General features: G+C 38.6%; 12 protein-coding genes and 6 tRNA genes. 8 read left to right on the forward strand and 10 right to left on the reverse strand.

What is annotated here, in order from left to right; all coding sequences use genetic code 11:
* Nucleotides 1–52 precede the first annotated feature (52 nt).
* Entirely contained in the window at nucleotides 53–1,165 is a 1,113-nt protein-coding gene (locus MLC35_RS08110; protein ID WP_434636535.1) for an FtsW/RodA/SpoVE family cell cycle protein, read from the forward strand.
* A 9-nt stretch (nucleotides 1,166–1,174) separates the two neighbouring features.
* Here MLC35_RS08110 and MLC35_RS08115 read toward each other — a convergent pair whose 3' ends face one another.
* Complete coding sequence (locus MLC35_RS08115) at nucleotides 1,175–2,887, reverse strand: ABC transporter ATP-binding protein (RefSeq protein WP_434636537.1); 1,713 nt, start codon at nucleotides 2,885–2,887, stop codon at nucleotides 1,175–1,177.
* A 92-nt stretch (nucleotides 2,888–2,979) separates the two neighbouring features.
* On the opposite strand from MLC35_RS08115, the gene MLC35_RS08120 reads away from it, so the two are divergent.
* On the forward strand, nucleotides 2,980–4,062 hold the full coding sequence (locus MLC35_RS08120) for a glycosyltransferase family 9 protein (RefSeq protein WP_434636539.1): 1,083 nt from the start codon (nucleotides 2,980–2,982) through the stop codon (nucleotides 4,060–4,062).
* Between the two features lie 139 nt (nucleotides 4,063–4,201).
* Here the strand turns inward: MLC35_RS08120 and MLC35_RS08125 are convergent.
* The 7 genes from MLC35_RS08125 to MLC35_RS08155 all read right to left on the reverse strand — a co-directional run bounded on the left by MLC35_RS08125 (nucleotide 4,202) and on the right by MLC35_RS08155 (nucleotide 6,404).
* Nucleotides 4,202–4,278, reverse strand: a tRNA-Asp gene (locus tag MLC35_RS08125).
* Between the two features lie 254 nt (nucleotides 4,279–4,532).
* Nucleotides 4,533–4,608, reverse strand: a tRNA-Val gene (locus tag MLC35_RS08130).
* A gap of 28 nt (nucleotides 4,609–4,636) precedes the next feature.
* Nucleotides 4,637–4,712 (reverse strand) — tRNA-Glu (locus MLC35_RS08135).
* A 32-nt stretch (nucleotides 4,713–4,744) separates the two neighbouring features.
* A tRNA-Asp gene (locus MLC35_RS08140) sits at nucleotides 4,745–4,821 on the reverse strand.
* Nucleotides 4,822–5,074: 253 nt separating this feature from the next.
* A tRNA-Val gene (locus MLC35_RS08145) sits at nucleotides 5,075–5,150 on the reverse strand.
* A gap of 15 nt (nucleotides 5,151–5,165) precedes the next feature.
* A tRNA-Lys gene (locus MLC35_RS08150) sits at nucleotides 5,166–5,241 on the reverse strand.
* A 74-nt stretch (nucleotides 5,242–5,315) separates the two neighbouring features.
* Entirely contained in the window at nucleotides 5,316–6,404 is a 1,089-nt protein-coding gene (locus tag MLC35_RS08155; protein WP_434636541.1) for a CinA family protein, read from the reverse strand.
* Nucleotides 6,405–6,518: 114 nt separating this feature from the next.
* Here MLC35_RS08155 and ileS point away from each other — a divergent pair, with 114 nt between their 5' ends.
* The 6 genes from ileS (at nucleotide 6,519) to MLC35_RS08185 (ending at nucleotide 15,708) form a co-directional block, all read left to right on the forward strand.
* A complete protein-coding gene (ileS, locus tag MLC35_RS08160; protein WP_434636543.1) occupies nucleotides 6,519–9,287 on the forward strand; it encodes an isoleucine--tRNA ligase in 2,769 nt (922 codons plus the stop codon).
* Between the two features lie 108 nt (nucleotides 9,288–9,395).
* Nucleotides 9,396–10,736, forward strand: a complete 1,341-nt coding sequence (gene gatA, locus MLC35_RS08165) for an Asp-tRNA(Asn)/Glu-tRNA(Gln) amidotransferase subunit GatA (RefSeq protein WP_434636545.1) — start codon at nucleotides 9,396–9,398, stop codon at nucleotides 10,734–10,736.
* 51 nt (nucleotides 10,737–10,787) lie between these two features.
* A complete protein-coding gene (locus MLC35_RS08170) occupies nucleotides 10,788–11,195 on the forward strand; it encodes a hypothetical protein (protein ID WP_193150172.1) in 408 nt (135 codons plus the stop codon).
* Between the two features lie 93 nt (nucleotides 11,196–11,288).
* Nucleotides 11,289–11,630: a hypothetical protein gene (locus MLC35_RS08175; RefSeq protein ID WP_151901494.1), complete on the forward strand. Its 342-nt coding sequence runs from the start codon at nucleotides 11,289–11,291 to the stop codon at nucleotides 11,628–11,630.
* A 65-nt stretch (nucleotides 11,631–11,695) separates the two neighbouring features.
* Nucleotides 11,696–13,141, forward strand: a complete 1,446-nt coding sequence (guaB, locus tag MLC35_RS08180) for an IMP dehydrogenase (protein ID WP_151899932.1) — start codon at nucleotides 11,696–11,698, stop codon at nucleotides 13,139–13,141.
* Between the two features lie 80 nt (nucleotides 13,142–13,221).
* Entirely contained in the window at nucleotides 13,222–15,708 is a 2,487-nt protein-coding gene (locus tag MLC35_RS08185) for an EAL domain-containing protein (protein WP_434636548.1), read from the forward strand.
* On the opposite strand, the gene MLC35_RS08190 is transcribed toward MLC35_RS08185, so the two are convergent.
* Both MLC35_RS08190 and MLC35_RS08195 read right to left on the reverse strand, forming a co-directional pair.
* Nucleotides 15,701–17,044, reverse strand: coding sequence for a PepSY domain-containing protein (locus tag MLC35_RS08190; RefSeq protein ID WP_434636550.1), 1,344 nt, complete (start codon nucleotides 17,042–17,044; stop codon nucleotides 15,701–15,703). The genes MLC35_RS08185 and MLC35_RS08190 overlap by 8 nt on opposite strands.
* On the reverse strand, nucleotides 17,038–19,089 hold the full coding sequence (locus MLC35_RS08195; protein WP_434636553.1) for a TonB-dependent receptor: 2,052 nt from the start codon (nucleotides 19,087–19,089) through the stop codon (nucleotides 17,038–17,040). Before MLC35_RS08195 ends, MLC35_RS08190 begins: the two co-directional genes overlap by 7 nt.
* Nucleotides 19,090–19,125: the final 36 nt, after the last annotated feature.

Here is a 19,125-nt window from a genome sequence, read left to right on the forward strand (position 1 = left end):
CTTTACAGCCTTTATGATACAATCATAATAATTTTATTTTGGAGTTACAAATTTGTGGAGATTTGATAAGAGTATTTTATCACAATTTGACTTTTTTTCCATCATTCTTATCATTCCTTTGATAATTATGTCTCATTGGCTCATCGGTGAAGCTGTCCCTGCTCTTGCTGAAAAACAGCTTGCCTATGTCGGTGTTGCACTTTTGGCTTTTTTGGTTGTATTTTTATTGCCTATCAGACGGATGAGCTGGCTTATCCCTTTTATATACTGGGGCAATATTGCCCTGCTTTTTGCAGTAGAACTTTTCGGACACTCACGTCTTGGAGCCCAAAGGTGGATAGAAATACCCTTCATCAATGCCACCATACAGCCCTCAGAATTTGTAAAACCTGCGCTTATTTTAATGCTTGCCTATCTTATACATAAAAATCCTCCTCCTCAACAAGGCTACAGACTCAAAGATTTTTTACGCATAAGCTTTTACATACTGCTTCCTTTTGTTCTTATTGCAAAAGAACCGGATTTGGGTACAGCCATTGTTTTACTGCTTATAGGCTATAGTGTTTTGTTTTATGTAGGTGTTTATTGGAAAATAATAGCCACTATTGTTGCAGGAATTTTGATTCTGTCCCCGCTTGCCTATAAATTTATGCTGCATGATTATCAAAAAGAGAGAATTACAGATTTTTTAAGTGAAAAACCATCGTATCACGTACAGCAGTCTATCATCGCTATAGGCTCTGGCGGATGGACAGGAAAAGACAAAGAGAATGCGACACAGACACAGATGAAATTTTTGCCTATCGCCACAAGTGATTTTATTTTTGCTTTTGTTGTTGAGCGAACCGGCTTTTTAGGAGCGTTAGCACTCATTTTACTCTATGCTATGCTCATCCTGCATCTTTTGAGTCTGAGTATATTTAACAATGACTACTATATTAAAGTTGTAACTGTCGCTATCTCTTTTATGATTTTCATATATATGGGTGTCAACATTGCCATGACTATAGGCTATGCCCCTGTAGTCGGCGTACCTCTGCCTATGTTTTCCTACGGAGGCAGCAGTTTTTTAAATTTTATGATACTGTTTGCCATCATGCAAAATCTCATCACATTCCGATACAAAGATATGTATGACAAAGGTGGGACAAAAAGCTTTGTATAGTCTCACAGACTATTTTTTCAGTTCTCCCGCCAGTCTTTGATACACAGCAGAACACTCTAAAAGCTCTTTATGTGTACCGCTCGCCACTATAAGCCCTTTTTGCAGTACCAAAATTTTGTCAGCATGCTCAATTGTAGAGAGACGGTGTGCGATTGTCAGTGTGATTTTATCTTTCGTGTAGGTATCGAGTGCTTTTTGTATACGTTTTTCACTCTCATTGTCCAGTGCCGATGTTGCTTCATCAAAAAGCAGCAGTGAAGCGTGTTTGTATATTGCTCTGGCAATGGCAATGCGTTGTCTCTGCCCACCTGAAAGATTTGCCCCTGCTTCACTCATCATAGTATAGATACCCTCTTCAAGCTGCATCACAAAATCATAGGCATCCGCCAGTTTCAGAGCTTCTATGACTTTTGCTTCATCTATACTTTCTTCACCGTAGGCAACATTGGCAGCCAGGGTGTCTTGAAAAATGTAGATACGCTGTGAAACAAGTGCAATATGATGTTTGAGTGACTTTTGCTTGAATTCTTTGATATTGATGCCGTTAATGAGAATCTCTCCGCTGTCGGGATCATAAAAACGCAAAAGCATATTCATAAAAGTAGATTTGCCCCCGCCACTGTCCCCTACAAGAGCAATATGCTCTCCTTGGTTGATTGTCAAAGTAATACCGTCTAATATATTGATATTTTCATACTGCAAAACAACATTTCTGTATTCAATTTTCCTAATATCCTCTTTGAGCTCTTTTGTACCCTCGACGACACTGTTTTCTTTGTCTATGATTTCAAAAACACGCTCACTTGCCGCAAGCGCATCCTGAATTTTCGAATAGGTTCCGCCAAGTTTGCGAATCGGTTCAAATACAAGTCCTACTGCCGTGATAAATGCTGTAAACTCACCAACAGTCATTTTACCGTCAAAAACCTCTTTACCCCCGACATACACGACCATGGCAAGTCCTGAAACTGCTATGATCTCCATAATAGGAGAAACAAGGGCACCGACATAAATGGCTTTCATATTTATCTTGAAAAAGTTCCAGTTTTCTACACTGAAACGGGAGACTTCAAATTTTTCTGTTGCATTGGCTTTAATGATTTCACTGTTGTTAAAAACTTCTGTCAAACGCGATACCAAATCGGCATTTTTACTCTGGGAACGGTGTGAATATTTTTTGAGTTTTTTGGCAATAAGCATCAAAGGGTAAATAATCAAAGGCACAACAATAAGTGTATAAAAAGAGAGTAAAGGGTTGAGATAGACAATGTACCCCACGAGTGCAATAACCGTTAAAAGGTCACGAAACATATCAGGAAGCATATTTGAAACAAAATACTGAATTCGGCCTATGTCATTTGTCACACGAGAAATAAGCTCTCCGCTCCGGTTTGCATACAAAAATGCCATATCAAGATGAATCATTTTGTCTAAAAGTATTTCACGAAAACGGGTCACAATACTCTGTCCGATGTACTCCATGAAAATTGTCTGAATATACTTTCCAATCGCTTTTGTCACATAAATGGCAATAAGCCCAAGAGGAATAATGTAGAGCATTGTCTTGTCTTTTTTAATGAACATATCATCCATCATTGGCTTCATAATCTGGGCAGTTCCCACAGTTGACACAAGAATGAGCAACCCACCAAAAATGACAAGCAAATAGTAGAGTTTATACTCTTTTATATAAGGCCAAAACCGTTTAACAATCTCTTTCAAATGCACTCCGTTAAGTTAATATGACATTTTACACTAACTATCCTATATAAATGTTAATTGGCTATAATTACACAAAAAAAACAAAGATTCCTATGAAATATCCTTTACATGTAACCCTAAGAAAAAAACTCTCGAGTATTCTCAATGGTGTGCTTTCTTTATTTTCTCACAAATCACAGCCTGCTCAATATATTGACAAAGAGCGCATCAAAAGCATTGTCATAATACGGCCAAATTACCGAATAGGGAACCTGCTTTTTTTAACGCCTCTTATCAACGAACTTTCAAAAGAGATGCCAAATGCCAAAATAGACATCATTGTCGGTATGAAACTTGCCGGAAAAATTCTTGAACCTCTGCCAAATGTTGACAAAGTCATAGACATCCCCCGAAAACTGCTTTTGCATCCGCTTGAAATGTTTGCCTATATCAAACAGGCCAGAACAAAACAGTATGATGTTGCGTTAAATATTTCCGGTGGTTCCACCAGTGCCCAAATCGTCACGGCACTCACAAGAGCAAAATACAAAGCCAGCTTCGCAAGTGACAAACTCTGGGCAAATTTCACACATATTCAAGATAGAGGCTTAAAGACCTACAGGCATATGGGACTTGAAAGTCTGGAATTTTTACGGTTTTTCAAAATTGATTTTCCCAAAAAAATGCCAACACTTGATATAAAACCGACACAAGAGGAGAAAGAAAAAGCAAAAAAAGACTTGCTTTCACTGTTACATGTAAACAACATTGATACCGATACAAAGGTTATAGCCATCTTCAGAAATGCAAGATTTGACAAAAAAATAAGTGATGAATGGTGGAATGAATGGGTAGACACACTCCTTAAACTCGATGAGAATATTGTTATCATAGATATCCTTTCACCCGATATTCCTACAAAACTCAACGAAAAAGTTTTGGAATATGCCAACAGAGATTTAAGAGTTTTAGGGGCGTTTTTTCAGGCATGTGATCTGTATGTCAGTGCGGACACAGGACCTATGCATCTTGCAGTCGCTTCAGGTGCAAAAGTTTTGGCACTTTTCAACAAGACAGATATTCAAGTCTACGGTGCTTTGGGAAAACAGAACAGAACCATAAACATAGAAAAACTCTCACCCGGGGATGTTGCACACATTACAACTGACTTTCTCAGTACTGTCAGTCCGGACTAATTGAGTCTCAATGTCACCGCAGTGAAGTACGGGCTCCGAAAAAACTGTTTGACGTAACAGTATTAATATACATTTGAATAGATGATGTGAAAACAGAATTTGATGATTGAATAAGTATACTGAATGAATGAAAAGAGAATGGCGCGGTGGATGGGGCTCGAACCCACGACCCCCTGCGTGACAGGCAGGTATTCTAACCAACTGAACTACCACCGCAACCTTAAAATTATGCTTTTTGCTTTACTCGGCGTTAGAACCTTTCGCTCAATCGTCACATAGTATAACTATGCTCCTCTTTCACTCTAGAACCTGCCTTGATTAAAACAAAAATCAAGAATTTTATAAAAAATTGTCACATTTTCTTTTTTAAAGAAAGAAAAAACTTGTTTTTTGCATTAGTTGTGCTTAAGTTTTTAGTGAAGCGTACTCAAGTACGCGAACTAAAAATTTGAGTGCAAATAATCAAAAAATGGTGGGCACTACTGGACTCGAACCAGTGACATCTACCTTGTAAGGGTAGCGCTCTACCAACTGAGCTAAGCGCCCAAAATTATGTTTCAAACACCAATTAAAATGGCGACCCCTAAAGGATTTGAACCTCTGTTACTACCATGAAGTGATAGTGTCCTTGGCCACTAGACGAAAGGGTCACTTTCTTCAATAACAAGGTTATTAAAACATATGGCGCGGTGGATGGGGCTCGAACCCACGACCCCCTGCGTGACAGGCAGGTATTCTAACCAACTGAACTACCACCGCAACCTAAAATTATGCTTTTTGCTTTACTCGGCGTTAGAACCTTTCGCTCAATCGTCACATAGTATAACTATGCTCCTCTTTCACTCTAGAACCTGCCTTGATTAAAACAAAAATCAAGAATTTTATAAAAAATTGTCACATTTTCTTTTTTAAAGAAAGAAAAAACTTGTTTTTTGCATTAGTTGTGCTTAAGTTTTTAGTGAAGCGCACTTAAGTACGTGAACTAAAAATTTGAGTGCAAATAATCAAAAAATGGTGGGCACTACTGGACTCGAACCAGTGACATCTACCTTGTAAGGGTAGCGCTCTACCAACTGAGCTAAGCGCCCATTCAATAAAATAAATGGTGTCCTGTGATGGATTCGAACCATCGGCCACATCATTAAAAGTGACGTGCTCTACCAGCTGAGCTAACAAGACATTTGCCTCTTATTGTTAAGAGGTCGAAATTATAGACAAATAGATTTTAATTGTCAAGATATTTTCTCCTAAATTTAGAAAAAAGTCTCTTTATCAAGCAAAAGCAACATTTTTACTGCCATAAGGGCACTCTGTTCCTGCACATAATTCCTGTCACCGTGAAAATGCAGATGCTTCTCAGTGTGTTGCGTTTTACTTCGTACACCTATATACACCGTACCGACCGGTTTAAATTGTGTACCTCCTGTGTCTCCGGCGATTCCGCTTACTGCCAAAGCATAATCTGCTCCACTGACATTGAGTGCACCTTCACTCATTTCTCTGACAACTTCGGCACTGACTGCACCGTTTTCTTCAAGTATGGCATGATCAACCGCCAACCAGTTTTCTTTGAGTGTATTGGAATAAGTTACCAAGCCTCCCTCTAAAATTTTTGATGCGCCGTTGTGTTTTGTAAAAAAGTAACTGAGCAGTCCTCCTGTGCAACTCTCGGCAAATGTTATTTTTTTTCCTGAATGTGAAAGTTTTTCTATGATATACTCAATAATATTTGATGATGCAATAAGCTTTTTAGGCAACAGGTTTTTTGCTGCATGAATAAATTTGGTAATATCCCCGTACTTGTTACTCGTCACATCTACTCTGTGCCACCCTTGCACCTCCTGTGTTACATCAATATTGACTTCATATGTTTGTGCGATTGGAGTCAAAATTGTCACTATAGTGGATTTGTCTTCTTCAAATATATGTATGGTTGCCCTTATCTCTTCATTTTTCAAAAGCAATTCGGGCATTTTTTGTCCTTCATCCATCTGTAGTACATTTATCAAAGAGCTTTGAAATTCCAAAAGATAGGAACGTTCTGCAAACAATGAAGCTTTCTGCGGTATGAGCATCCCCTCTTTTAAAATCTGATTATCACTGGTTGCAGTACATATCACTTTTCCGACAGTTGAAAAGTTTTGTTTACATGTAACGATAATAACCCGGTTGGATGCATGGAGTTCTTCTTCAAGATAAAGAAAAAAGGAGTTGTCACTGTCCTTAAAATAAGTTATATTATCTATAAAACCACTGTTTTTTTCAATATCCCGCAAAATATATTCCTGTAACGATTTGTTATAAACAAATTTATTTCCAATGATTATCAGATGTGTTTTCATACTCTGTACAGCCTTGTTTGAAGAATTTTATTTGGCTTATTATAACACTTTTATTAGGTTTTAAACACTTAAAAGGTATACTGCAAAAATTTATAATAATATTTTGAGGTTTCAATGGACTACAAAGACACACTACTTTTACCAACAACTACGTTTGCCATGCGAGGCAACTTAATAAACAATGAACCGAAGCGTTATGCTGCATGGAACAAGAAGAAAGTTTATCATAAAATGAAGGCAAAACGTGCCGGTGCAAAACACTTCACCCTTCATGACGGTCCTCCCTATGCAAACGGGCATATTCACATAGGTCATGCACTCAATAAAATTCTCAAAGATATTATCATCAAAAACAACTATTTCAACGGTAAATCTGTCCGTTTTACTCCGGGCTGGGACTGTCACGGACTGCCGATTGAACAGCAGGTTGAAAAAAAGCTTGGCGGAAAACAGAAAAAAGAGCAGCTTGAAACTGCCGAAATAAGAAAACTTTGCCGCGAACATGCTGCGAAGTTTGTAAACATTCAAAAAGAAGAGTTTAAGACACTTGGAATTATTGCTGACTGGGAAAAACCGTATGTGACAATGGACTACAGATTTGAAGCAAATATTTTCAGAACACTCTGCAGTGTTGCAAAAAAAGGTCTTTTGATTGAGCGCAGCAAACCTGTCTTTTGGTCATGGGCTGAACGAACTGCACTGGCAGAAGCCGAAGTTGAATATGAGGACAAAGAAGACTACTCGATTTTTGTAGCATTTGAACTCAGCAATGAAGCCAAAGAAAAACTCGGACTGGACAAAGAAACAAAAGCAGCACCGGTTATCTGGACGACTACACCATGGACAATTCCTGCAAATACGGGGATTTCGCTAAACCCTGAAGAAGAGTATGTTCTTACAACTGAGGGTTATATTGTTGCAAAAAAACTATTGAATGCTTTGGTTGAAGACGGCATTCTCAAAGACGGTGTCGCCAAAACTTTTGATGCGACTCTGTTTGAAAACCTCAACGCCATCAACCCGCTCAATGGCAGAACTTCCCGTATTGTTTTAGGGGAGCATGTTTTAGTTGACAATGGTACAGGTTGTGTGCATACCGCTCCGGGTCACGGTGAAGATGACTACCGTGTCGGACTGAAATATGACCTTGAAGTTGTTATGCCTGTGGATGAAACAGGATGTTATGATGCAACTGTTGTGCGTGATGCTTTGATTCCGAATGCGCAGGATTTTGTAGGGCGTCACATCTTTAAATCAAATGAAGACATCATTGAGATGATGGGTGAGAACGTGTTACATGTAAGCAAATTTATGCACTCGTATCCGCATTGCTGGAGAAGTCATACACCGCTTATCTATCGTGCTACAAAACAATGGTTTATCTCTGTTGATGAAAAACCGCAAGACGAGGAGAAGACACTCAGAAACATTGCCCTTGATGAGATTGAAAAAACACTTTTCATACCGCAAACCGGAAAAAACCGTTTGACTTCTATGGTTGCGAATCGTCCTGACTGGTGTATTTCCCGCCAGCGCGACTGGGGTGTTCCTATTGCATTTTTCAGAGTAAAAGAGACTGGTGAAGTTTTACTTGATGAAAAGGTGCTCAACTTTGTAGCCATGATATTTGAAATGCAGGGAAGTGATGCCTGGTACTCTATGGACATCGCACAGCTTCTCTACCCGGGAAGCGGTTACAAGCCCGAAGAGCTTGAAAAAGTAACAGATATTTTGGATGTATGGTTTGATTCAGGTTCTACCTGGAATTCGGTACTGAAATCCCGTAATTATGATGCGGGAGACTATCCTGCTGACTTGTATGTCGAGGGGTCTGACCAACATCGCGGCTGGTTCCAGTCATCACTCTTTTTATCTTCTGCGGTTGAGCACAAAGCACCCTACAAAGGTGTATTGACGCATGGTTTCACAGTAGATGAAAAAGGTGAAAAGATGTCCAAGTCAAAAGGCAATGTCATCGCACCCGAGAAAGTTTTAAAAGAATACGGCAGTGAAATTTTACGCCTATGGGTTGCTTCATCGGACTATCAGGGTGATTTGAAAATTTCTCAGGGGATTTTAAAACAGACTTCTGAAAACTATCGTAAACTGAGAAACACCTTTAGAATTATGCTTGCCAATATCAATGACCTCGAGAACCTGACACCATACGAAGATATGGGTGATTTGGATAAATGGATTTTAAATGTTGCACAAAACACGCTTGATGAAGTACATAAACATTTTAGTGAATATAACTTTGTCAACGGTATGAGCACACTCAACAACTTTATTGTTAACGAACTCAGCGGCATGTATATCGATATGACAAAAGACAATCTTTACTGTAATGCTAAAGATTCTACGAGAAGACGTGCAAGCCAAAGTGCAATGGCAATCATTACAAAAACACTGCTTTTGATTATGGCTCCTGTTATAACCTACACAGCAGATGAGATAGTAGATAATGCCCCTGCCATCATCAAAGGTGATGCCGAAGATATTTTTGACATGACCTATGAAAAAATTGAAGCCGGTGACATACCTTTTGATGCTGAGTATATGGTAAAAGCCCGTGAAGGTTTCGGCGCAGAAGTTGATAAACTCAAAAAAGAAAAAATCATCAAAAACACCCTTGAACTTGTCATTTACACAGAATCAAAAACTGTCCTTGAGATGAACAGTACCGATGCAGAAGACTGGTTTGTTGTTTCCGGAATTTTTGAAGACAAACCAGAAGAAGAGATTATAGCCAGCTTTAAAGTTGATGAAGACACCTTCAGCATCGCAAAAGCCACACTGCACAAATGTCCAAGATGCTGGAAATACCAGGCTGAAGCAGAGGAGTGCCTTTGTAAAAGATGCCAAAGCGTAGTCAATGTTTAATTACAGTGAGCCCGTTAGTACAACATTTATTGGAACAACCATACTTGCTGTATTTGTTATGATTGGCATAGGTATTTTAGCTGTTAAAAAATTTAAAAAGGAAAGTTAGTGATTACATTAAAAGAAGCGCTTGCAATGAGCAAAGATGAACTTAATAAATTTAAAGATGAATTACAAACAAAAATAGAAGCAAACAAAGATTTAAATGCGTATATAGATGTAAATACTTTTGGTGAGGGCGTGCCTGTTGCCATTAAAGACAATATTCAAGTCAAAGAGTGGTCTGTTACTTCTGCTTCAAAAATTTTGCAAGGCTACATTGCGCCTTACAATGCCACTGTCATAGAAAAACTTTTAGCTGCCGGGCTCTCTCCTTTTGGTCGTACAAACATGGATGAATTTGCCATGGGTTCGACAACTGAGACAAGCTGCTACGGCAAAACACTTAACCCTGTCAATCCTGAACATGTTCCCGGTGGAAGTTCGGGAGGAAGTGCCGCTGCAGTTGGAGCGGGTTTGGCTATAGCTGCACTTGGCAGTGATACAGGCGGAAGTATCCGCCAACCCGCAGCATATTGCGGTATCGTAGGTATGAAACCGACTTACGGAAGAGTCAGCCGTTACGGTTTGGGGGCTTATGCTTCAAGTCTGGATCAAATCGGACCGATGACACAAAATGTAGAAGATGCTGCTATTTTGTATGACATTATCAGTGGGAGTGATGTCAAAGATTCAACAAATGCCATGAGAGATGACAAAGTCAGTGACAATCTCAATCCTGAAAGAAAACTCACTATTGCCATTTTGCCAAAGTATATAGAAAATGCGAGTGATGATGTGAAAGAGGCTTACAGCAAAGCAGTTAAAGCACTCAAGGCACAGGGACACACTATCGTTGAAAAAGAGATGATGGATGCAAAATATGACATTTCTGCATACTATGTGACGGCTACAGCAGAAGCAACAACCAATCTTGGGCGATATGACGGTATACGTTATGGCAACCGTGTTGAAGGTGCAAATTTAGAAGAGACCTACTACAAAACAAGAAGCGAAGGTTTTGGGGATGAAGTCAAGCGCCGTATCCTGCTTGGCAATTTTGTGCTCTCAAGCGGCTACTATGAAGCCTACTATGTAAAAGCACAAAAAACACGCCATTTGATAAAAGAGGAGTATGCAAAAATCTTTAACGATGTTGACTTGATTCTCTCTCCGGTTGCTCCGAATGTTGCTCCAAAATTCGGAGAACTTGCAAATCCGATGGAGATGTATCTGAGTGATATCTATACAATCAGTGTCAACCTTGCAGGTCTGCCTGCCCTTTCATTGCCAATAATGAAAAATGCAGCAGGGATGCCTGTCGGACTGCAGCTTATAGCAAACGCCTATGAAGAGCAGACACTCTTTGACGGTGCTATGAGCCTTGAAAAAGAGATTGCCTATAAATAATGTAATGACAATGAGATAATTTTTTGCTACTATTTTAAAAAAGGAAGTAAAATGGCATATTTTGACAATGTAAAAGTAAAAGACAAACTCTACGGCTTGGTTTTTGGCCGGGGCAAGGTTTCTCAGGTTTTTGAAGATTCTCATTACAAAATGATGGTAAAATTTAAAAACGGGCATGAGGTTCCCTATACAGAAGACGGTATACCAGGCTGGGGAAATTTCAAAAAACAGACGATCTTTTACAAAGATGATATAGATTTGACAGATGTTGATTTTGCCCCTGTCACAAAAGTATTGAGTCCTAAAAAAATCATTAAACTCCGGGAAAAGAAAAAGCTTGAAGTCAGACTCCCTTCGGGAATATGGACAAACTGTACAAAATGTGTAGCAAGTTATGTTGAAGATATGCTCGAATCTGAGAACTATCATCTCTTTAGAAAAACACCTAAAAAAGGATAAGTCATCACATATACAATCATTCATACCATACATATTTTTGCTGTTTTTATTTACGGAGGATTTCTCTTTACCGATAATCTTTTTATGGCAAAGATGAAACAGTCATTAACGGAAGAAGAACATAAAAAGGCCCGTGAAGCCATTATGATACATGTACGAAAAGTTGTACCGAAGGCTCTTATTGTTGCTGTACTTTCGGGAATGTATCTTTTTTCACAGGTTTTTGGAAAAATTTCCCCTGATGGATTAAGCAGTTTTCAGATAGCTCTTTCAATCAAAGCCTTTTTAGGTCTTTGGCTTGGTTTTCGCGGTGTCAATCAGGTATTTTTCGGTATACAGCCATGGGTATTCAAGAGCCATATTTTCCCTTTTGTTCTTGTCGTTATTATCATTTTACTTTCCCAGTTTATGTTTTTAGATTTTACCTCTTTTTAACCACAAAAGAGGTATAATGCAAAAATTTCTAATAATTAATTTTATACTCTGCAAAAGGATACCCCATGAGAATTCGTAAACGCGCCCTGACATTTGAAGATGTACTTTTAGTACCACAGTATTCGGAAGTACTTCCTAAAGAGGTCTCACTTGAGACAAAACTCACTCGTAATATCACTCTTAAAATTCCTATGGTTTCGGCTGCTATGGACACAGTTACAGAATACCGTGCGGCTATTGCAATGGCAAGACTCGGAGGTATCGGAATTATTCATAAAAACATGGATGTCGAAACACAGTGCAAACAGGTCAAAAAAGTAAAAAAATCTGAAAGCGGCATTATCATTGATCCGATTTATGTCCACCCGGATGCTACTTTAGCGGATGCAGAAGCCTTGATGAAAGAGTTTAAAATCTCCGGTGTTCCTGTTGTAGACGGACATAACAAACTTCTTGGTATTTTAACAAACCGTGATATGCGATTTGAAAAAGATATGCGAAAACGTGCAGACGAAGTGATGACAAAAATGCCGCTCATTACTGCAAAAAAAGGAATCTCTCTGGATGAAGCCGCTGATATAATGCACCAGAACAAAATAGAAAAACTCCCTATCATAGATGATGAAGGCTTTTTAAAAGGGCTCGTAACCATCAAAGATATCAAAAAACGCATAGAGTATCCAAACTCAAACAAAGATGCCTTCGGTCGTCTGATAGTTGGCGCGGCTATCGGTGTCGGTCAGATGGACAGAGCCAAAGCCCTTGTGGATGCCGGTGCGGATGTTCTTGTTCTGGATTCTGCACATGGTCATTCCAAAGGTATTTTAGATACTGTCAAAGCGATTAAAGAGTCTTTGGAAGTTGATGTAATTGCCGGAAATATTGCAACCAAAGAGGCAGTTCTTGCACTAATAGAAGCAGGCGCCGATGCTGTAAAAGTGGGAATTGGTCCCGGTTCAATCTGTACAACACGTATCGTTGCCGGTGTCGGTGTACCACAGATTTCCGCCATAGATGAGTGTGCGGAAGTTGCCCGTCCCCACGGTGTGCCTGTTATCGCAGACGGAGGTATCAAATACTCCGGCGATATTGCCAAAGCACTTGCTGTCGGTGCAAGCTGTATTATGGCAGGTTCTCTTTTAGCGGGTACGGAAGAGTCTCCGGGTGAGACGATAATGTTTCAGGGACGTCAGTACAAATCATACCGCGGTATGGGCTCTATCGGGGCTATGCAAAAAGGAAGCAATGACAGATATTTCCAGGAAGGTACAGCCGCTGACAAACTTGTTCCAGAGGGAATTGAGGGACGTGTTCCCTTTCGTGGTTCAATCGCCGGAATTGTGCATCAGATGATGGGTGGATTACGCTCCGCTATGGGCTACTGCGGCAGTGAAAGCATTGAAGCTTTCTGGGACAAGGCAGAATTTGTTGAAATCACATCAGCAGGACTCAAAGAATCTCATGTTCATGATGTCATCATCACGCAAGAGGCACCGAACTATCACGTATAGTTAAATTTTTAAATACATACTTTAATGTTCAATCAATGTATTATAATATATAATAGATTATAACACTGAGGAATTAAAGTATGAACCTTCTGCAAGATGTAAGAGAGTACACAGATTTAAGAATTTTATATGTCGAGAACAGACTCTCGGTAAGAAACAAAATTTATTCTCTCCTGCAAAACCTTTCTTTACATGTAACGGTAAGTGATAATGTCAAAGAGGCGCTTTCTCTTTATAAAACATACTATTCCAAACACAGTAAATATTATGATATAGTTGTCCTTAGCCTGGATTTCACAAACTCCCAGGGCATAGAACTGGCAAAAGAGATTAAAAAACAGCATGAAAATCAGGTTATTGCCCTTATAACACAAAAAGGAAGCTCTCATTTTTTTCCGGAGGCTATCGGTTTAGGAATAGACAAATATATCAGTGAACCTCTTAAAAATACAGATGATACACTGCTTGCCCTACTGGAACTTGCAAAAAAATCTCTCCTTGTACAGGAGTTGGAAAATAAAGCATTTTTGTTACTGCAAAAAGAGAAAATGATTGATGAAAATATCTTTTTGACAGTTTCGGATATTCATGGAAATATAACAAATATTTCGCAGGCCTATTTGGATTTTACAGGCTACACAAAAGAAGAAATACTTGGCAAAAATCACAGTATTTTTAAAAACCATGATATCCACAGAGAAACCATAAAAAATTTGTGGGAGACTGTCTCTGCCAATAATACCTGGGAAGGTGATTTAAAAAATACAAAAAGTACAGGTGAAGAATATTGGGTACATGCAGTTATTACACCTTTGCATGACAAAAGCAAAAACATCATCGGTTATACCTCTTTGTTAAAAGACATCACCTATCAAAAAAGACTGGAATATTTTTCTACTCTTGACCCGATTACCTCTTTATATAACAAACAATACTTTCATAACTACCTCAAAACAGAATACAAGCGTGCCATTTGGAAAGAGGAATTGTTTGCCCTCTTACTGATTAAAATCGATGATGAACCCATTGAAGATGAGACAATCCTGCAGGTATCTCATTTTTTACAAGAACTCAAAAACCCGCAAAATTCTGAATTATTTCGGATATCACACAATGAATTTGCTCTGACTGTGCACAACAAAGAAGATGAATATATAAATGATACAGCAAAGAATATTCTTGAATTGAATACTCTAAAATCCTTACATCTTTCAGTAGGTGGCATTAATCTTGATACGTCAAAATTTTATCTTAACTGTGATGATTTATACAGCATAGCCGATGAAAACCTGCATAAAGCGCAAAAAAACACTGTGATGCTTGATGTCAACGAATATGCCATTAAAAATCTCAAAAGCCTGGATAGATTTACAAAACTTCCAAATCATACCGCACTGCATGAAGATCTTTCTCTGCTTAAAAAAGAGGCGATGCTGATAATTTTACATGTAAACCAGCTGAATGTATTAAAAGACCTTTACGGCAATGCTGTTGTCCAGGATATCATTAGACAAAAAACCAGAGAACTGCATAATATAGTCCATGATGAAGAAGTGACCTTATATAATCTTAATTTGCAGGAATTCGCATTTTTAATCACAAATAAAAATCTTTTTGAGAAGTATTTACTTTTAATGCAGCACTCTTTACTGCTTCCGACTGAAGCAGAGGAAAATGAAAGCAATGAATCTATAGTGGCTGACTTTACAGCAGGTATTGCCTACGGTATAGATACTGTTTTGGCACATGCAAACATTGCACTGCAAGAAGCACTTATTTCACAAAAAAAATACAAAATCTATAAAAACAGACAGTCCCTCAAAGATGAAAAAGCACAGAAAATTCAGAGACTTAAAGTCTATAAAACAGCACTTTACAACGGTGACATCATTCCGTACTTTCAACCTATTATAGAGGCAAAAAGCGGAAAAACTGTCAAATATGAAGCATTGGCAAGAATACAGACAAGCAGCGGTGAAATTATCTCGCCTTATTACTTTTTGGATGCGGCAAAAGAAGATAAAACATTTGAATTTTTTACACGACAGATGATGCAAAAAGTATTTAATGTCTATGCAAAAAACAATATTCAAATTTCTATCAATCTCAGTTATGAGAACCTCAACTCTGCCTCTATGCTTGATTATATAAAAAACCGTTTGGAAAAATACGGAGGGGAAAGAATTACATTTGAAATACTCGAATCAGAAGATATTGACGATTATGGTGTTGTCGAAGCCTTTATTTTATTTGTAAAAAAATACGGATGCCAAGTGGCTATTGACGATTTTGGTTCGGGCTATTCCAACTTTACAAATATTTTGAGACTGCATCTTGACTATATAAAACTCGATGGCTCACTGATAACACAGCTCAATAAAGATGAAAATATTAACAATATGGTACGGGGGATTATACAGTATGCCAAACAGGCTGATATTCGTACCGTTGCCGAATTTGTCAGCACAGAAGAACTGGCGCTGCTTGTCAAAGAGTTTGGAGTCGATTTTCTACAGGGTTATTACTATGGAGAACCGCAGGCTCCAAAGTACTATGGGCTCACTTAAAGAAAAGATACTTGAAATGCTTTCTTTTGTGTCTCCATCGTAGAAACCCGCTTACCAGCAGCAACAGCAAAGACAAAGCAGCTGCATCATTTACCCATATCCACCAGGAAGCGAAAAAACTGCCATCATGCAGTGTTAAAAGTACAGAGTAGAGTGTTGCCTCATGAAACTGTGGTAACTTTACACTCTTTTGCACAGGGCTGAAATATTCTACTCTGTTCTCTTTTTCTATAATGTCACGGAACATATGCGGTGCATTTTTTAAAATTTCAAAGTGCTTTGCATCCAAAATACGGTTGGGGGCTCCCATTCCGCTGACATACAGGAGTTTTCCTCTTCGTATCATTCTGTACGCAAAACCTCTGTTTTCCAATTGCCATTTGTTTAAATCCCTACTTTTGTAGATACCGTAACGATTCCCTATTCTATACACTTTCCCGTCGTAGTCAACAGACCAGATGTCAGCTTTTAGAGTATTGTATATTGGTGGTAAAACTTTATGTGGAATTGTCACAGATTTCATAAGTTTTCCAAGTGCTGACGCATGATCTAAAAAAATTCCGGTTGTCAATAAAATAAAAAGAGGAAATATAGAAAAAATGACAAAAATATTTGCATGTGTTTTTATCATTTTTCTTGCAAACTGTGCCTTTTGTTTAGAGCGTATCAAATACCAAATGATATATCCGCTTATACTGAGCCATAATAAAACCAGTGCCCCGTAATCATTGAGAAAAAGAGAAAGGTCTTCGTCAAAAAGTCCTCTTGCATAGTGTAAATCCCGTATAAATCTTGAAAGTTTTATATCTTCTTGCAGTGCTTCTTTTGGCAGAAGTATTTCTGTGCTTGTTGTAACTTTTCTACTCTTTATATCTACTACATACACTCTCTCTTTCTCTTCAACCGCTACCAGTTTATTTTCATATAAGGCCAAGGAGCTTATATATCTATTTTTAAGGACCAACGGTGTCAGTTTTTTAAAATCATAGCAGTATACGCCCTGCGATGTTGCTATGTACAGTGTGTGTTTCTGCTCCCTTATCGCATTACACTGCAGGGAACTGATTTTTTCAAAATGCTTTCCTGCATCCGTGCTTTTAAACAAACCCCGTTTACCGCCCGCTATGACAGTATCGGGGTTTTTTTTATCAATATAATACGCTTCAAAAAGCCTTTTGTCCGCCTCTATACTCTTTTGCGGCACACTCTTGAAAGTTATCGTATATAAAAAACTCCATTTGTCATGATCCAGTAAAAATCCCGTAAAAGCCAAAAGAGCCAATACTGCGGCAAAACTCAATCCGACAATTTTATGAAGTGTATAGATTTTTACCATTTATACTCTAAGCCCACATAAAACTGTCTTGGATCACCGGGCGTATAGTCTTCTCTTCCGTAGGCATACCGAGCATTGACAGCATATCTTTTATCTGTAATATTGGTAATTTTGGCAAAAACTCTTACCCTCTTTGAGTAGTTATAATTCATTTTAACATTGCCGATACTGTATCCGTCATATTTCTCAACCGTATGTGCATCATCCATCCAATAGGAACCGACATATTGCCATTCGCCTTGCAGGGTAACTCCTTTGAGAGCGTCCGGCATATAAAAAAGACGTACATTTGCTATATTATTCGGTGCTCCTGCCATTTCATTATCGCCAAGAACAGGATCATTGTCATAATTGTGTTTTGTATAGGTATATGCAACTGCCGTCTCCAGTTCCCGAGATATCTCCTCTTTGAGTGTCAGTTCTATCCCTCTGTGTATAGAACTGCCACCATTGCGGTAACCACCGGTATTTCTATCTCGTATGATGGTATCCTCTATAGTCATATAATAGACTGCCAATTCAAAAGATGTCTTTTTGGAAAAAGATTTTTTTAATCCTATCTCGTAGGTATTTGATGTTTCGGGATCAAGGTTTATCTGTTCGTATCCTGCCTTTACAGAATACAGACGTGTTGCCTGTGGAATTCTAAAACCGTTTGCATACCGTGCATAAAGATTTAAATCCTTCGCAGGAAAATAACTCAAAGCCAGTTTGGGACTTAGATAATTATAGCTGTCATCTCTGTCTGCAGGTCTGTAATATGTTCCCGAGGCGTCATAACTGTTATCTGCAAGTTTATTATCATAACTGTAACTGTTATAGTCATATCGCAAGCCGGCACTCACAATCAGGGCACTCCACAGTTTGTATTCTGTGTGGATGTAAGGGGCTATGGCAAAATAATTTACCGTATAGTCATACAATGCCCCTGTAAGATAGGTAGCACCGCCCCATCCTGTCGTTGTAATATCAAAATCCTGATTATATTTCAGAGAAGACTGTGTATATTCTGTATCAAAGCCAAAAACTATTTTTCCCCATTCTTTTTCATAAGTATTTCTCTGTTGCAGGCCAAAGGTATAAATTTCATTATCATTGCTTGGAAGATTTGTTTCCCAGGTTGCAACATATCTGTTTCTGTTGTAACGCAGATACGGAATCAGAGAAATTTCCAAATCATTATACCTGTAATTATTCAGTTGGACACTGACTCTTGCATAGTCAAACTTTCTCTCTACATCTGTTTTTTGCAAGGCTGTATAATAATTCGGATCATCACTTGCAGCCGTTGAGCCGTTTGTTATATTTGCATAGTTATTAAAGCTGTCAGCCTGTTGTGCCACAGTTTTAGAAAAATTTGCAATAATTTTTATATCATTATCGTCATTCACTCTTTTGTCATAACGAAAATTGGACTCAACTCTGTCAGTTTTTGTATGCTCCCGCCAACCGTCACTGTGCATATAAGATATATTTGCACGATATCCGCTCTCTTTGTCTATAGCATCACTCACCTCCGCACTTCCTAGGCCGTATCCGTAGCTTCCGCCCATACCTTTGAGTAAAACAACCTTCTCTTTTGAAGGTTGTTTCAAGGATTGTACATCAATGGTGGCAGCAACGGCATCGGATCCATACAAAGCAGTTCCTGCTCCCTTTATCACTTCAACAGACGAAGCACTCTGAAATGTAGTATAGGCAAGCCCGTTATGATTGAAAAAACCGCTTGACTGCACAGGGATTCCGTCCTGCATAAAGAGATAATAGGGACCGGTATTCACAGGCATACGAATGGATGTCATATGTCCGATAACAGAACCGGTTTGTTCAATACGCACACCGGAAAGGGAGTTGAGCAGGTCTTTTTGAAATATAACCTGATCAAGCTCTATCTCCTTTTCCCCTTTCGTGCTTATACTCAGAGGCTGTTCTAAAACACTTTCTTTCACACCTGTTGCTATCACACTGACAGGACTGATTTCTACCACACTCTCTGCTGATGCCAACGATGCACACAAAGATAAAAACAAAATTTTTCTATTCATTACATTTCTCCCGCAAAATATGTAAAAGTGTATAGA

Source organism: Sulfurimonas sp. NW7 (genome assembly GCF_051132265.1).
Lineage (GTDB): Bacteria > Campylobacterota > Campylobacteria > Campylobacterales > Sulfurimonadaceae > Sulfurimonas > Sulfurimonas hydrogeniphila.

What these genes read in the sequence shown, in the direction of transcription:
- MLC35_RS08120 (WP_434636539.1), top strand. Translation starts at nt 2,980, where the DNA reads ATGAAATATCCTTTACATGTAACCCTAAGAAAAAAACTCTCGAGTATT.
- guaB (WP_151899932.1), top strand. Translation starts at nt 11,696, where the DNA reads ATGAGAATTCGTAAACGCGCCCTGACATTTGAAGATGTACTTTTAGTA.
- MLC35_RS08190 (WP_434636550.1), bottom strand. Translation starts at nt 17,044, where the DNA reads ATGGTAAAAATCTATACACTTCATAAAATTGTCGGATTGAGTTTTGCC.
- MLC35_RS08170 (WP_193150172.1), top strand. Translation starts at nt 10,788, where the DNA reads ATGGCATATTTTGACAATGTAAAAGTAAAAGACAAACTCTACGGCTTG.
- ileS (WP_434636543.1), top strand. Translation starts at nt 6,519, where the DNA reads ATGGACTACAAAGACACACTACTTTTACCAACAACTACGTTTGCCATG.
- MLC35_RS08185 (WP_434636548.1), top strand. Translation starts at nt 13,222, where the DNA reads ATGAACCTTCTGCAAGATGTAAGAGAGTACACAGATTTAAGAATTTTA.
- MLC35_RS08175 (WP_151901494.1), top strand. Translation starts at nt 11,289, where the DNA reads ATGAAACAGTCATTAACGGAAGAAGAACATAAAAAGGCCCGTGAAGCC.
- MLC35_RS08195 (WP_434636553.1), bottom strand. Translation starts at nt 19,089, where the DNA reads ATGAATAGAAAAATTTTGTTTTTATCTTTGTGTGCATCGTTGGCATCA.
- MLC35_RS08155 (WP_434636541.1), bottom strand. Translation starts at nt 6,404, where the DNA reads ATGAAAACACATCTGATAATCATTGGAAATAAATTTGTTTATAACAAA.